At 37.1% G+C, this 14,705-nt stretch carries 18 protein-coding genes and 1 other annotated feature; of the genes, 9 read left to right on the top strand and 9 right to left on the bottom strand.

What is annotated here, in order from left to right; translation table 11 throughout:
* From secE to rplA, 4 genes are all read left to right on the top strand, one after another.
* Positions 1-121: preprotein translocase subunit SecE (gene secE, locus ACIR310F_RS27005; protein ID WP_231387576.1), on the top strand; the 121-nt coding region annotated here is incomplete at its 5' end.
* Entirely contained in the window at positions 121-753 is a 633-nt protein-coding gene (nusG, locus tag ACIR310F_RS0116580) for a transcription termination/antitermination protein NusG (protein ID WP_028084802.1), read from the top strand. The genes secE and nusG, both read left to right, overlap by 1 nt.
* A 6-nt stretch (positions 754-759) precedes the next feature.
* Positions 760-1,185 carry a 50S ribosomal protein L11 gene (rplK, locus tag ACIR310F_RS0116575; RefSeq protein ID WP_028084801.1) on the top strand — a complete coding sequence of 142 codons (426 nt, stop codon included), beginning with the start codon at positions 760-762 and terminating at the stop codon, positions 1,183-1,185.
* Positions 1,186-1,288: 103 nt separating this feature from the next.
* Complete coding sequence (rplA, locus tag ACIR310F_RS0116570; protein ID WP_028084800.1) at positions 1,289-2,005, top strand: 50S ribosomal protein L1; 717 nt, start codon at positions 1,289-1,291, stop codon at positions 2,003-2,005.
* Between the two features lie 89 nt (positions 2,006-2,094).
* Positions 2,095-2,262 (top strand) — a sequence feature (ribosomal protein L10 leader region).
* Here rplA and ACIR310F_RS25760 read toward each other — a convergent pair.
* On the bottom strand, positions 2,166-2,396 hold the full coding sequence (locus tag ACIR310F_RS25760) for a hypothetical protein (protein WP_155963876.1): 231 nt from the start codon (positions 2,394-2,396) through the stop codon (positions 2,166-2,168). It overlaps the preceding feature by 97 nt.
* A gap of 23 nt (positions 2,397-2,419) precedes the next feature.
* Here ACIR310F_RS25760 and rplJ point away from each other — a divergent pair, with 23 nt between their 5' ends.
* Both rplJ and rplL read left to right on the top strand, forming a co-directional pair.
* Entirely contained in the window at positions 2,420-2,965 is a 546-nt protein-coding gene (rplJ, locus tag ACIR310F_RS0116565; RefSeq protein WP_028084799.1) for a 50S ribosomal protein L10, read from the top strand.
* Between the two features lie 100 nt (positions 2,966-3,065).
* Entirely contained in the window at positions 3,066-3,452 is a 387-nt protein-coding gene (rplL, locus tag ACIR310F_RS0116560; RefSeq protein WP_028084798.1) for a 50S ribosomal protein L7/L12, read from the top strand.
* A gap of 158 nt (positions 3,453-3,610) precedes the next feature.
* Here the strand turns inward: rplL and ACIR310F_RS22835 are convergent, their stop codons facing one another.
* Positions 3,611-5,188, bottom strand: a complete 1,578-nt coding sequence (locus ACIR310F_RS22835; protein WP_035368245.1) for a bifunctional ADP-dependent NAD(P)H-hydrate dehydratase/NAD(P)H-hydrate epimerase — start codon at positions 5,186-5,188, stop codon at positions 3,611-3,613.
* Here ACIR310F_RS22835 and ACIR310F_RS25755 point away from each other — a divergent pair.
* A complete protein-coding gene (locus ACIR310F_RS25755; RefSeq protein ID WP_155963874.1) occupies positions 5,174-5,332 on the top strand; it encodes a hypothetical protein in 159 nt (52 codons plus the stop codon). The two genes, ACIR310F_RS22835 and ACIR310F_RS25755, sit on opposite strands and share 15 nt — an antisense overlap.
* Here the strand turns inward: ACIR310F_RS25755 and ACIR310F_RS0116550 are convergent.
* Positions 5,320-6,024, bottom strand: a complete 705-nt coding sequence (locus ACIR310F_RS0116550) for a hypothetical protein (protein ID WP_028084797.1) — start codon at positions 6,022-6,024, stop codon at positions 5,320-5,322. The genes ACIR310F_RS25755 and ACIR310F_RS0116550 overlap by 13 nt on opposite strands.
* A gap of 169 nt (positions 6,025-6,193) precedes the next feature.
* On the opposite strand from ACIR310F_RS0116550, the gene mnmA reads away from it, so the two are divergent.
* Complete coding sequence (gene mnmA / locus ACIR310F_RS0116545) at positions 6,194-7,249, top strand: tRNA 2-thiouridine(34) synthase MnmA (RefSeq protein WP_028084796.1); 1,056 nt, start codon at positions 6,194-6,196, stop codon at positions 7,247-7,249.
* A gap of 116 nt (positions 7,250-7,365) precedes the next feature.
* On the opposite strand, the gene ACIR310F_RS0116540 is transcribed toward mnmA, so the two are convergent.
* The 6 genes from ACIR310F_RS0116540 to ACIR310F_RS0116515 form a co-directional block, all read right to left on the bottom strand.
* Entirely contained in the window at positions 7,366-7,794 is a 429-nt protein-coding gene (locus ACIR310F_RS0116540; protein WP_028084795.1) for an EVE domain-containing protein, read from the bottom strand.
* Positions 7,795-7,935: 141 nt separating this feature from the next.
* A complete protein-coding gene (locus ACIR310F_RS0116535) occupies positions 7,936-9,237 on the bottom strand; it encodes a hypothetical protein (RefSeq protein ID WP_028084794.1) in 1,302 nt (433 codons plus the stop codon).
* Positions 9,230-10,150, bottom strand: coding sequence for an SPL family radical SAM protein (locus ACIR310F_RS0116530; protein ID WP_028084793.1), 921 nt, complete (start codon positions 10,148-10,150; stop codon positions 9,230-9,232). Before ACIR310F_RS0116530 ends, ACIR310F_RS0116535 begins: the two co-directional genes overlap by 8 nt.
* Positions 10,151-10,192: 42 nt before the next feature.
* The gene (gene arsS / locus ACIR310F_RS0116525) at positions 10,193-11,167 is read right to left on the bottom strand and encodes an arsenosugar biosynthesis radical SAM (seleno)protein ArsS (RefSeq protein WP_028084792.1); all 975 of its coding nucleotides are present in this window, start codon (positions 11,165-11,167) and stop codon (positions 10,193-10,195) included.
* Positions 11,168-11,493: 326 nt separating this feature from the next.
* Positions 11,494-13,506, bottom strand: a complete 2,013-nt coding sequence (locus tag ACIR310F_RS0116520) for a caspase, EACC1-associated type (RefSeq protein ID WP_028084791.1) — start codon at positions 13,504-13,506, stop codon at positions 11,494-11,496.
* A 169-nt stretch (positions 13,507-13,675) separates the two neighbouring features.
* A complete protein-coding gene (locus ACIR310F_RS0116515; protein WP_028084790.1) occupies positions 13,676-14,074 on the bottom strand; it encodes a fimbrial protein in 399 nt (132 codons plus the stop codon).
* A gap of 283 nt (positions 14,075-14,357) precedes the next feature.
* Here ACIR310F_RS0116515 and ACIR310F_RS0116510 point away from each other — a divergent pair.
* A partial coding sequence (locus tag ACIR310F_RS0116510; RefSeq protein ID WP_028084789.1) for an Rpn family recombination-promoting nuclease/putative transposase occupies positions 14,358-14,705 on the top strand: 348 nt, incomplete at its 3' end.

Below are 14,705 nucleotides of genomic sequence, written 5' to 3'. Positions count from 1 at the left end.
GCCCAGTCGGAAACAGTTGGTGAGTGAATCAGCAGCTGTACTATTAATGGTTACACTCTCCGCCTCCTTGATATACTTGGTCGATGGATTGTTCAGTTGGGCAGCAAAACAGGTGTTCTGATGACTTCTGCAACAGACGAACCACGTAATTTAGAATTGCAGTCGGAGGAAGCACTGGGAACAGCGTCTAAAGAGCTACGCTGGTATGCAGTGCAAGTAGCTTCCGGTTGTGAGAAACGAGTCAAGACAAACTTAGAGCAACGTATCCAAACTTTTGATGTAGCTGATAAAATCATCCAAGTGGAAATTCCCCACACACCAACGGTGAAAATCCGTAAAGATGGTAAACGTCAGCCCTCAGAAGAAAAGGTTTTTCCTGGATATGTGTTAGTACGCATGGTAATGAGTGATGATACATGGCAAGTGGTAAGAAATACCACCCACGTCATTAACTTTGTGGGCGCGGAGCAAAAGCGTGGTAGCGGTAGAGGTCGTGGCCACGTGAAGCCAGTTCCCTTAAATCCTGCGGAAGTTGAACGCATATTCAAACAAGCCACGGAACAAGAACCAGTAGTCAAAATTGATATGGCTACAGGTGATAAGATAGTGGTGCTTTCTGGTCCATTTAAGGATTTTGAAGGCGAGGTAATTGAAGTTTCTCCAGAACGGAGTAAACTGAAAGCTCTACTCTCAATCTTTGGACGAGATACACCAGTAGAATTAGAATTTAATCAGGTTAAAAAACAGAGCTAAATACAAATGGCGAAGAAATTAGTAGCGGTCATTAAATTGGCCCTGAATGCTGGGAAAGCCAACCCAGCACCGCCAGTTGGTCCTGCACTGGGTCAACATGGTGTTAATATCATGATGTTCTGCAAAGAGTACAACGCCAAAACAGCAGACCAAGCGGGAATGGTGATACCAGTAGAAATTTCTGTTTATGAAGACAGAAGTTTTACATTTGTACTCAAAACACCACCCGCATCAGTATTGATTCGGAAAGCGGCGAAAATTGAAAGAGGCTCAAATGAACCCAACAAAAAGAAAGTTGGTAGCATTAGTAGAAATCAATTACGGGAAATTGCTCAAACCAAACTTCCCGACCTCAACGCTAACGATATTGACGCAGCCATGAAAATCGTGGCAGGAACTGCGAAAAACATGGGTGTAACAGTTACAGATTAGGTAACAGTCAATAAAAAAATAACAACTGACAACTGACAACTGACAAATAACAAAATCATATCGGGGGAGAAGCATAACTTCGAGATTACCCCAGGAGAAAAAAATGGCAAAAAAAGTATCACGCCGCTTGCGGGCGTTACTAGAAAAAGTAGAAGATAGGGATTATACGCCCTTAGAAGGATTAGCTCTGTTAAAAGAAACAGCAACCGCTAAATTTGCCGAAGCTGCTGAGGCTCATATCCGTTTAGGAATTGATCCTAAGTATACAGACCAGCAGTTACGGACAACAGTAGCATTACCTAAAGGAACGGGGCAAATAATCCGGGTAGCAGTGATCGCTAGAGGGGAAAAAGTCACAGAAGCGACTAATGCTGGTGCCGATATAGCTGGTTCAGAAGAACTGATTGAGCAGATTCAGAAGGGCTTCATGGACTTTGATAAGCTGATTGCGACACCAGATGTGATGCCACAGGTAGCAAAGCTTGGTAAATTGCTAGGTCCCCGTGGTTTGATGCCCTCACCCAAGGGTGGTACAGTAACCTTTGATATTGGTAGTGCGATCGCCGAGTTTAAAGCTGGTAAATTAGAATATCGGGCTGATCGGACTGGGATTGTTCATGTTATGTTTGGTAAGGCTGGTTTTTCACCTGAAGATTTATTAATCAACCTGAAGGCATTACAAGAGTCCATTGACCGTAACCGTCCTTCTGGTGCTAAAGGTCGTTATTGGCGGTCATTGTATGTGTCCTCAACTATGGGTCCATCAATTGCCATTGATATCAGCGCCCTAAGAGAGTTAAAACTCACCGAAGCTGCATAATTTGGTAATGGGTAATTGGTAATTGGTAATTCGTGATAGATGAGTATAATCAGCAATGACTAATGACCAATGACTAATCACTAATGACCAAAATTAAATAGATAAAGCCGGAGACAGCAGGTCCTAATAGCTTAATATCCTGCCGAGGTTGTAATTTTAACTATCTGAAGTTTAAACAGTCAAACTGTGACAACGACAGTATTAAAAATACTACTTTGAAACCCCGGCTAATATAGCTGGGGTTAACTGTTTTCGGCGGGTCAGCAAAAAGGTAATGGGTGATAAGTGACAGGTGACAGGAAATAGAGTAAAAACTAACAACTAACAACTGCCAACTGACAACTGACAACTGACAACTAACAACTGACAACTGACAACTGACAACTGACAACTGACATTGGAGGTCAGATAAGTATGGGAAGAACGTTAGAAAACAAAAAAGAGATAGTAGCTGATCTCAAGGAAACCTTGAGTAAGTCAACTTTAGCACTGGTAATTGATTACCAGGGGCTAACAGTTGCCGAAATCACCAATTTGCGTCAGCAACTCCGTCCTAGTGGTGCTATATGTAAGGTGACAAAAAACACCTTTATGGGCATTGCCATTAAGGATCAGAAACAATGGGAGCCAATGTCGGAATTGCTGAAAGGCTCTTCTGCATTTCTGCTAGTTAAAGAAGATTTATCCGCGATTAAAGCTTATCAAGCATTCCAAAAAGCCACCAAGAAAACAGAAATTCGCGGTGGTGTCATGGAAGGTCGTGTCCTGAGTGAAGCTGATGTTAAGGCTCTAGGAGACTTACCATCTAAAGAACAACTCATGGGTCAAATCGCTGGTGCTATCAACGCTGTGGCTACCAAGCTGGCTGTTGGTATCAACGAAGTTCCCAGTTCCTTGGCTCGCGCTTTGCAAGCTATCGCTGAAAAAGAAAATGGCGATAGTTCCGAAAGTGCTTCTTAGTGTGTATTAGCAAATACATAACGCACTAATTAATGGTGGTGGTGCTTAACCACTAACAAATGACAACTGACAAATCAAAAATTATTTAGGAGTTATATCCATGTCTGCTGCAACCGAACAAATTTTAGAACAATTGAAAGCCCTCACTTTATTAGAAGCTTCTGAATTAGTCAAGCAAATCGAAGAAGCCTTTGGTGTTAGCGCTGCTGCTACTGGTGGCATGATGATGGTGGCCCCTGGTGCTGCTGCTCCTGCTGAAGAAGTAGTAGAAAAAACCGAGTTTGATGCAATTTTGGATTCTGTACCTGCTGACAAGAAGATTGCTGTCTTAAAGATTGTCCGTGAAATCACAGGTTTAGGTCTGAAAGAAGCTAAAGAATTGGTAGAAGCTGCTCCTAAAGCTGTTAAGGAAGGTGTAGCTAAGGAAGCTGCTGAGGATATCAAGAAGCGGATTGAAGAAGCTGGTGGTAAGGTAGTAATTAAGTAGTTGTGATCTGGTAAAAGGTAATTGGTAATAATTACCTTTTGCTTTTCACCTTTTTTACTAATTACTAACTTACGTTATAGCGGTTCTCGGTTGGGTAAAATACAATAACCCCACCCCCAACCCCCTCCCCGCAAGCGAAGAGGGGGATATGATCTATTTTATTTAAGTGCGTACCGCTCGCTGTATTGTCGCTTCAAGACTGGTAATAAATATTGTGTCAGTGTAAAAGCATCAACTCCTAATTCTGTTCTTGCTTGTGCTGCTAAAATTCCGGCTTGAGAATGCCACCAAGTCGCAGTTGCGACTACATCCTCTATGGCAAGTTCTTGGGGAGGAATTTGTGCTAATAGTCCACCTAACAAGCCAGTTAATACATCTCCGCTGCCTCCACGGGCTAAGGCCGGGGTACTTTCGGGATTTATCCAAACACTACCTTGAGGATTAGATATAGCCGTTCTTGCCCCTTTGAGCAGGACTATCGCCCCACTTTCGTGGGCTGCTGTTTGTACTGCTTTGACTCTATTGGTATAATCAATATGGGGAAATAAACGCTTAAATTCTCCCGTGTGGGGTGTAATTACAGTGGTTGATTTTCGTGATTTTAATGTGGGAATAGTTCCTAATTGTGCCAGAATATTTAAAGCATCAGCATCGAGAATTAGAGGACATTCACATTCAATTATTTCGGGAATAATAGAAATATTATCTTTAGTTAAACCCGGTCCGCAAGCAATTGTAGTAAATGAATTTAAGTCTATAAGGTGCGTTACGCTATCGCTAACACACCCTACTAATGGTAAATTAGCAATTGCTCCTTTTTCTGTTTCAGGACAACCGATAATTAACGCTTCTGGTAAATGGGAAACTAACAACATTTTTAGAGATTCTGGTACAGCAATTGATAACATTCCTACACCAGAAGCTCGCGCACCCAAACCTGTTAAAATTGCTCCACCTGCGTAACGTCGAGAACCACAAATTAATAGTAAATTTCCTTGTTTATATTTGTGGGTAATGAGGGGACGGGGTAAGGGTAAGGTAGATAATGCTGTTGTTTTAGTAATGCGTTTGATTTGGGGAACATTATCTTTATCTAAAACCGCATGAATATCTGTTAAGGGAATATGAAAATCAATTAATTCAGTTTTACCAACATAAGGTAATGCTTGTTCTTGTAATAAACCTTGTTTCCATAAACCCAAACAAAATGTATAACTTGCCTGAATAGCTGTTCCTAAAACCTCCCCTGTGTCTGTGTGTAAACCGGAAGGTATATCAATACTAATAATAGGTTGATTTCTTTGATTAAAATGATTAATTGCAGCAGCTATAGAGTCGGTAATTTCTCTTTCTAAACCAAAACCAAATAAACCATCAATTAAGAAATCACAATTTGGTAATTCGTTAATTTGTTGATAACAGGGAATTTCCAAACTTTGAATATATTGAAAATGTTGTGAAGTTAATTCTTTCAATTTAGAAAAAGGTTGATAAATCCAAATTTTATACCCGTGAAAATACAATTCACGCCCTACTACTAAAGCATCACCTCCATTATGACCTGGACCTGCTAAAATGCCCACACATTTATCTGGAGAAATAATAGTTTGTAAGCGTTGGAAAATTAATCCTCCTACCTTTTCCATTAAAGCAGCTACAGGCATTCCCGCAGTAAATATTCTGGTTTCAATATCCCGCATTTGCGCTGCGGTAACTACAAATTGTTCTTTAGTCATTTGTTAGTTGTTAGTTGTCAGTTGTCATTTGTTAGTTGTCAGTTGTCAGTTGTCAGTTGTCATTTGTCATTTGTTATTTGTCATTTGTTATTTGTCAGTTGTCAGTTACCAATTACCCATTACCCATTACCCTATTTTCCATAATAAACTCTAGCATTACCGTAACCTGAATTTTGAAAATAGCTATTCCATATTTCTGCTTCAGATTTGTCGCTAAAAGGTCCTATAGCTATATGCGCTCCCCGTGGTTGAGTTCTCATAAATACATTAATATTTGCACTTATTTTCTGTCGAATTTCTGTACCAAAAGAACGTAAATTATTAGGGTGACTAGGAATCACTATATAGTAGTATTTTCTTGCTTCTTGTTGATAGTTATTTGGATTGTTTTGGTTGTTATCATAGGCTGTTTGTTGACCGGAATTATTGGGTTTTATTTCTAGATTTGCAGAATTAACAATTCTAGCACCAAAAACACCATTTAATTCCAATTCGCTCACCCTGATTTCAGCATTAGATTGTTGATGAAAAACACCACATTGAATAACATTACGTCCATTATAATTGCGAATATAGGCATTGCTTTCAACTTGCTGAACTCGTTGCAATATTTGCAAATCGCTGCTATCAACATAAACAAAATATCGTTCAAAATTTCGGTTATACTGGTTCAATTCCCCCGGTTGTACTTGCTGCGTCCCCTGTGCTAAAAATTGACTATTCTTGGGGATTTGAGCCTGAACTGGAGTATAATCGGATATTAACGCCCAATACCCACCCACAAGTAAAGATAACATAGATAAAGGAGTAAAGTAACTGACTCTTAAATTAGACATATTTGTTACTAGCTTTTACAGAAATTTTCTATGCAATATTCCATATATGGACTACCTTAACAGGAAAATTTCTCCTATATGCTACAATCGGAAAACCTCGCACTTTGTGAGCAAATAAAAAACCCTTTCTTACGAAAATAAGCCGCAAGCACTTTGAAAAGTGTGAATTATGAAAAAAGTTGTCGTTGGTCTTTCTGGTGGCGTTGATAGTTCCGTAGCCGCCGCTATGCTACATAATCAGGGCTATGATGTAATTGGTTTAACCCTTTGGCTAATGAAAGGCAAGGGGCAATGTTGCTCTGAAGGAATGATCGACGCGGCTGATATTTGCCAACAATTGGGTATTCCCCATGAAATTGTTGATATTCGGGATGTCTTTCAAAGGTCAATTGTTGATTTTTTGGTGACAGGTTATAGTGCGGGAATTACGCCATTACCTTGTTCTCAATGTAACAAGACGGTGAAATTTGGTCCAATGGTGGAATATGCAAGAGAAAAATTAAAATGCGATCGCATCGCTACAGGTCATTATGCCAAAATTCGTTACGATGACGCTACTAATCGTTACCAATTGTTACGAGCCGTTGACCGCAATAAAGATCAGTCTTATTTTCTCTATGATTTATCCCAAGATTTATTAGGGGCTGTAATTTTTCCCCTGGGTGAATTGAATAAAAGCGATACCCGGAGAATTGCTACAGAATACAATTTAAAAACCGCTGATAAACCGGAAAGTCAAGATCTATGCTTAGTAGAAAGTAACGGTTCTATGCGGGCATTTTTAGATAAATATTTAGCTCCCAAATCCGGTGATATTGTTGATACTACTGGCAAAATTTTAGGCCAACATGATGGTATTCATCATTACACAATTGGTCAGCGAAAAGGCTTAGGTATTGCTGCGGCCGAACCCTTGTATGTGATTTCTTTAGATGCTGTTAATAACAGGGTAGTTGTAGGCGATCGCACCAAAGGAACTCAGTCAGAATGTACAATAAATAGAGTAAATTGGGTTTCTATTGCTGAACCTGTAACACCCGTACGAGCAGAAGTACAAATTCGTTATCGTTCTCAACCCGTAGCTGTGACAGTAATTCCTTTAGAAGATTCTCGCGTGCGTTTGGTATTTGATGAACCACAGTTCAGCATCACACCCGGACAAGCTGCGGTTTGGTACGACGGAGACAAGGTATTAGGTGGGGGAATTATTGAACAGTTTAGTTAAATAGAGTTGAATTTTAGTCAATTTTAGAGAAGTTCAACTCTCCATGATCATAGAATATCAACCAGACAAAAACTCTTTCATAACACTTTGAGGAACAAAATTATTTTTAATATTTCCTACTTTTCCTGAATTAATTTTTGTACCTGTTCCCACTCTTCTGAACTTACCTTAAAATTAGTCGAATTGGGAGCGCGAAGCACCAATAAATTTTTAAGTACAGAATCTTCTTGTAACTGATTTTTCAGTAAAGGAGATTCTACAAATTTATTTGTAAATCTAATTATCGCTTGTTGTTTTCCCAAAGCCCTTGTAGAGTCTACCCAATATTTCTTATCTGGTATTTCCGTCAATAATTGAGCGGGTTCTATCACTTCTGCTGTCGCATAAATTCCCCCTTGACTACCAGATAACCAAATAATAACACCATCACCAGCAGCGATATCTTTAGCATAACGAGTTACCAACCAAGGAATTTCTTCCAACTGCTCGATAGCGTCTAAAACCCGATAATACTTGGGGTTTCCTTGAAATAACCAATAAGCCATATACTTTTCTGATAATTACCAGGTCAGATTATACCATTTTTCAAATTTTTGATTTTCATAAGAGTTTGTACGGGTGGGTATATTGAACAACCCTTATTTAAAAACTAAAAACTAAAACCTAAAACTGCTAAATATTGCAATCTATACCCGGTTTTTCGCTAATATTACATAATCATCTAATGTATAGTTAGATTCATAATTTTGATCAAAATACTTTTTAAGCATAGAACTAATATAAACTTGTTTGGGTAAGTTTTCTCGAGCAAATTTCGCAAAGTCAACAATGGTAGAACTTTTTCTGAGACCAGTTGAGGTTAGATATTTATACCAAACTAACTTTAGTCCCAGTTCTTCTACAAACTTATATACTACATTTTTTTCCTGTTCTTTATCTTCAGTCCGATAAGTATTATAAGCCTTAAATAACTTTTTATCTTGGATAATAAGCATTACATAACCTTGACTACTTAAACTATTAGTAAATATTTCTTTATATATATTATTAGCCTTAATTCTTTTAGAATCATCTGCAAAAAAACAATGAGAAATGACAATAAAATTAAAAAAGTTTTTCGGAATATTACTATATTTTTCTTCCGAAGAAAAGATATCAGCAGTAACAAAACGAAAATAATTATTTATAGGATTTATTTGCGACTCAATATATTTACGCCAAAATTGAAGTCCACGATACTGAAAAGTGTCTTGTTTTTCAAAGGAATAGTAAGATACGTGCATTTGGGGAATGCTAAAAAAGCTGCTACAACTTTGGAGAAATAAAGCTAAACCATAAGCTGTTGTTCCCGGTCCAGCAGCAATATCAAGAATATTTAATTTAGTTGGTAGCAACTCATTTTGGTAAATTAAAAACCAGAATAAATAGAGACAATATACATTTTCTAGAAAATACTTCATGAAATAGACATGAGGAGTTAGATTAAGACTATATTCTGGATCTTTTCCGGCTTTTAAACCATTAATATCATCAAGAGCATCTTTTAAATCTATTATTAATTTTTGTTCAGATTTTTGTTTAGTAATTTTACTAAATTGTTCTTGAAGATATTTGAATAGTGCAACTTCCAAATCATCAAATATACTCTGGTCAATTCCTGTAACTTGTAGTTTATATTCATCATGATCTACTAATTCAAAAGTTTGATATATATACTTAATAAATTCTCTATCAGGTTTTAATGAGAGATGAGATTTTGATTCTGTTGCTTCCGTTATTTGTTTTTTTAAATTTGTGATTTCCCGTTTATTTTCCTGGGAAGTCCTTTCAAGTTGAAGTTTATCTCTAAATAGTTTCTCTAACCATGAAAAACTCGCTCCTGATTTTTGAATTTCTTGCAAAATTTTTATAGCACTTTGGTGATCACTACGCCGTAATGCTGATTTTAACTGCTGACTTCTCCACCAATTAATAATAAAATTACTCATAACCAAAACCATCCTTTCCTTCTTTTATTTCTACACCTGGAAGTTGAGATATTAACTTTTCTTTAAATCGTTGATAACTCAACTGCTGAGAATTATACCACCAAGCATACTTTTGTTTAATTTCTTCAGCTTCTTGACGAGTTCCCGCGACTAAAGAACGATTATTATTAGCATGAAAGTCCTGAATTACCACTCTATCTGCAATAGCTAATTTTTGAATAAACGTATCTTCATCTTTGGCTAGTGTTGGAAGTAGAGGTGTAATAGTAATAGAAATTTTAGGAATAAAACCTTTCAAACTATCAATGCTTTCTCGTATTTTCATAATAGCATTGAATCTAGCTTTAATACTAGGAGAGCGGGGTTCAAAATCTTTTCTGACAACTTCACTACCTGTGGGAATGCTGATATTAATTCTCAACCTTTGAAACCTTTGTAAATAATCAATGTCTCTAGTAATAATTGGACTGCGAGTTTGAATTACTAAATGTGGACGATAATCAAGCATTACTTCTAATAAACTACGAGTTAATTGATGTTTAGATTCCAAAGGTTGATAAGGATCTGTAACACTACTCATATAAATTCTGGGAGGTTGATTAGGATTTTTTCGACACCAAGCTTCTAATTCCCTTGCTAAAACTTCCGCAGCATTTTCCTTAAAAATTACCCATTTACCCCAATCCTGACGCATTTGATGATTAGGGCTAAATGCAGCAGCATAGCAGTAACTACAGCCATATTGACAACCACGATAAGGATTAAGAGTAAAGTCATAAGCAGCAATAAAACCAGTTGCTTTTGTTAGTAGTGATTTAGCATTTTGGTTGTAAACTGTAATATCTCCAAATTTTTCGCGCACAAATTTTGTAGGAGTTTTGTCGCTATAACCTTCATACAATAATTTCGCCATATACCAACATTTAATTAAATTGAATAACGGTATTTTGAAAATTTATACTATAGCACCACCACAGCTAGAACCACAACCCGCAGTACAACCATAGCAATATTCAGCAGTTTGGATTTCATTAAATATATCCAAACTACCAATTTCTAATAATTTACTCACAGTCAACTTTTCACCATTACTAGTTTGAGCAGGTAAATTCATCATTTGATTAAAGTCACAATCATAAATATTCCCTAAATAATCAACTGAAAGTTGTTCACGACACATTAAACCATCAATTGTATTTGCATTAAAGTGAGATTCCAAAAAATGCAAATAGCGAGAATAAAGCTGTTTTCTTTCTAAATGAAACTTTGTTCTCCCCACAGGTATATTAGTAATCGTAAAAAGATGATTAAATCGAATATCAAATTTTTCAGACAGAAAGGTTTTATAAGCCTTTTCTAAATTTTCCTGTTCAGGAGTGAGAGAAAAATCTTCACTATTTGGTAATGGAGGATTATACACCAAATCTAAAATCAAATCTGGATTTTGACCATAACCGATTTTATTCAACCATTGTAAAGCTTGAATAGATTGATCAAAAACACCATTTCCCCGCATTTTATCCACATTATCAGCTAAATAACAGGGAAGAGAAGCGACAATCCTTACCTTATTCTCAGCCAAAAAATCTGGTAAATCCTCAAATCCTTCCACAAAATAAATTGTCAAATTTGATCTGACAATGACCTGTTTACCTGCATTTTTAGCAGCTTCTACCAAAGACTTAAAACCATAATTCATTTCTGGAGCGCCACCAGTTAAATCTACCGTTTTAATTTGCGGAAACCTACCAATTAAAGTAATTAACTGTTGACAAACTTCCGGTGTTAATTCCTCAGTTCTTTTGGGACTAGCTTCTACATGGCAGTGGTTACAAGCTAAATTACAACGTTTTCCTAAATTAATTTGTAAAACGTTAATTTCCTTTTTTGTTAAAGGAGAATCTATCTGCTGAAAAAAAGGTGTAATCATAGAAGCATCTCTAGCACGAATTTCTATAAGAGGATATTTTAAAGGTCATTCAACCTCACAGACAAGGGGAAGTGACAGACTATTGATAATTGGGACATATTTACTAAAAATATAGTCAAATATTTCTAGCTTGGTAAGGCTTACACCATTTTTGTGATTTAAACTCAATACCACTTGACTAAATCGAAAGTTTCCTATATTATGGATGAACAACTCATAAATTATTACCAAAATCTAAAAAAATATTTTTGATCGCTCCACTCCGTTACGCTAGGAGAGTGAAAAGAATAAGAGCGCAGAGCGCAAAAGAGCAAGAGTGTAAAGTGCTAATGAGTCCACGCAGCACCACACACAACACGAAAACCATGGTCGTCGGGGTCGAAGCCCGCAACATAGCAGTAACGACAAGCCGAACGGCAATGCTCAGGATGGTTGTGCCAAGAACCGCCGCGCAGCAGCTTTTCATTAACGCTTAGACTTGTCCAAGCACTGCCATCTTTAGGCGCATTTATATAATTTTCCTGCCAATCATCTTCGCACCATTCCCACACATTCCCACACATATCATATAAACCAAAAGGGTTGGCGGGAAAAATTCCTACCTCTGTGGTTTTTCCTCGATATTGTACTTTTTGTCCCTGCCCGTAAGTGTAGTTACCATTATAATTAGCTAAATCCGTAGAAATTGTTTCCCCACAATAAAACGGGGTAGTAGTTCCTCCACGACAAGCATATTCCCATTCGGCTTCAGTAGGTAAACGATAGGTTTTATTTGCCATTCGGGAAAGTCTGGCACAAAATTCTTTAGCATCATTCCATGATACACGCTCAACAGGCAGATTATCACCTTTAAAACGAGATGGATCAGATTGTAAATCAATCTTAACCTTTGGTAAGGCAGCCACGACTCGCCATTGTTTTTGAGTAACTGGATATTTACCCATGAAAAACGGGGGAACAGTAACTTCATGTTGTGGACTTTGAGAAGAATCATAACCTTCCTCATTTTCTGGAGAACCCATTTTGAAAGTTCCACCGGGAATAGCTACCATTTCCAGAATTACACCATTTCCCAAGTCTTCGCCAAAATAATTTGCGTTTTTGGTAATGCGTTGAATTTCCGAACTTTTTCCTAAACCAAAAACACCAGATTTTAAAATTAACTTAGCTGTTTCAAATTTAAAACTGGTGACGGGAATATCTAAAAACTTTTCCGGTTTTGGTTTAGTATTATTTGGTGAGGGAGGTGAATATACTACTTGTTTAGTATCTAGTATTTTTCGTTCAATAGAAGCTATATCTTCATCTCGAAGATTAAGAGAATTTTGTAATCTTTGTAATTGCTTACGGCTTTTTTCGGAAATTGGATATTTTTGTTCTATTAATTGACAGAAAGCCTTTTCATAAGTTTGTGACTTTTCTTGTCGCTTTTGATATGGTTCGAGAACTTCGGCCTCAATTCTTTGAGCTATATCAATTGTTAAACCTAGTTTTTTTTGAATAACATTTAAAGATTGTCTATTAATCAAACTAATTTCTCCTTCGTCTTCCGAAGCACATTCTTCTACCTCCTTACGGTATTTAAGGTTAGGATCATCTTGAGGTGACTTAGCTAGAATAATTCTATGACCTTCCTCCACAGGATAAATTTTTGGGGTCATAGCTGGAGCAACTTCTTGAACTTTGCTACTCACATACTCATGTAATTCGTCAATAGAAATCGAACCATCTCCGTCTTTATCTGCTGCACCTGTTTTAATTCCATCAACCAAATAACGAGTATAAATCCCAAATTCTGAACCTTCTTCTTCATAAGCGTACTGTGTTGAAGTAGAAGCTGTAAGTATTGCTGTTCCTTGACCACCCAAGTGCTGTTTAATATTTATAGCACCACCATCTTTAGCTGTCATTCCTTGAGAAAAAGCACCACTAAAACAGGAATCTAAAATTACTACTTTGCGTTTTGACTTGCTCTTTTTCATGCATTCATGTACATAACTTGCAGCTACAGCTAAATATGGTAGAAAACTTGCGTTCTTTTTCTTTGTAGAAGAAGTTGAGAAGTAGAAATTACCGTCATCATTAATTAAACCATGTCCAGAAAAGTACAAAAGCAATAAGTCATCTCTTTGCCTATTATCATATAAATCATGAATAGCTTCTTCCATATCCGGCTTTTGCGGATTCTTCAAAACGGTGACATTTTCCGCAGCAAACTCACCTATTTCTGGGTTTACCAGCACTTCCTGGATAGCTTCAACATCTTTAACAGTCGTGGGTAAAGGGCTAAATCCTGATTGGTACTCACTCACCCCTATTAATAATGCAAATTTGTTCATATTCTACTCAAAATGGCTTGATTTTTTGATTTTTTGATTTTTTGATTTTTTAATTTTATAGTAGGGGTTTAGCAGTGCTGAACCCTGGCACATTTAGGTTTTTTATAATTTTGTAAAACCTTGTAAAACTCCAAAACTCAGCCATCAGTAGTATAGCTATCTTGAGTTGTCATTTTTTATTGTCCAAAAAATCTTGTATTGCTTTTAGCGTTGGTTCTAAATCCTTAACATCCCCGATTTCAAGTTCTAAACCATTAAGATCACCTTTATTTCTTTCAATTTTGATCTTTACTTTTTTGTCAGTGTTACCGAAACGTTTAGCCAGAAAACCAACCAAAGACTTGATATTAGCAGGATTAATTTTTGTAGTTAATAATTCCCAGACAAAACCGCCAATAGCTTTAGTATTCGGTGGTGCTTGTTCTACGGTGACTACATCTGCTGTTTCGACACCATCAACTTCTCGTAGTATCGGGAGTAACTTCCGTACTTGCGTTTGTAATTCTTCTTGTTCTAAACCTAGTTCCGCCAAAGAAATTGTTATCTCTACATTGGATGTGCTTATCATATATTATAGATTGAGCTAGTTTCAGGGCAAATATTCCCATATTATAGTCTTTTTTGCTGATAATGTGGCAAACACGCAAAAATCAAGCATCTCTTACCTGGAAGTAGAACCTCTAAGATGACATTCCCAGTCTCTGACTGGGAACGAGGAACGAGGATGCTCTGCGTGGGAAGGAGAGTTTTCTTGCTTTGCGTCTTTGCTCCTTTGCGTCTACCCTTCGGGATCTCTAAGAGAGATTGCGCGAAACCTCAGCTAGATTAGATACAAGAATTACTCAATTACCGTGAAAACCGATACAATTTTCTATAGCTTATTTCAAGCATTTCCTAGCATCTTTTTTGAATTAATTAACCAGTCTCCCACAGAAGCAGGTACGTATGAATTTACCTCTCGTGAGGTTAAACAACTGGCTTTTCGTTTAGACGGTTTATTTTTACCAACCACCAAAGATGCCAAAAAGCCATTTTACATTGTCGAGGTTCAATTTCAACCCGATGATGATTTATATTATCGTCTCTTTGCAGAACTTTTTCTCTACCTACGACAATACAAAACTCCTCACCCTTGGCAAGCTGTAATCATCTATCCTAGTCGTAATATAGAAAGAGAACAGAATGTACAATTTGGGGAA

The organism is Dolichospermum circinale AWQC310F, assembly GCF_000426925.1.
GTDB lineage: Bacteria > Cyanobacteriota > Cyanobacteriia > Cyanobacteriales > Nostocaceae > Dolichospermum > Dolichospermum circinale.
This window is presented reverse-complemented; position numbering and strand designations above follow the sequence as displayed.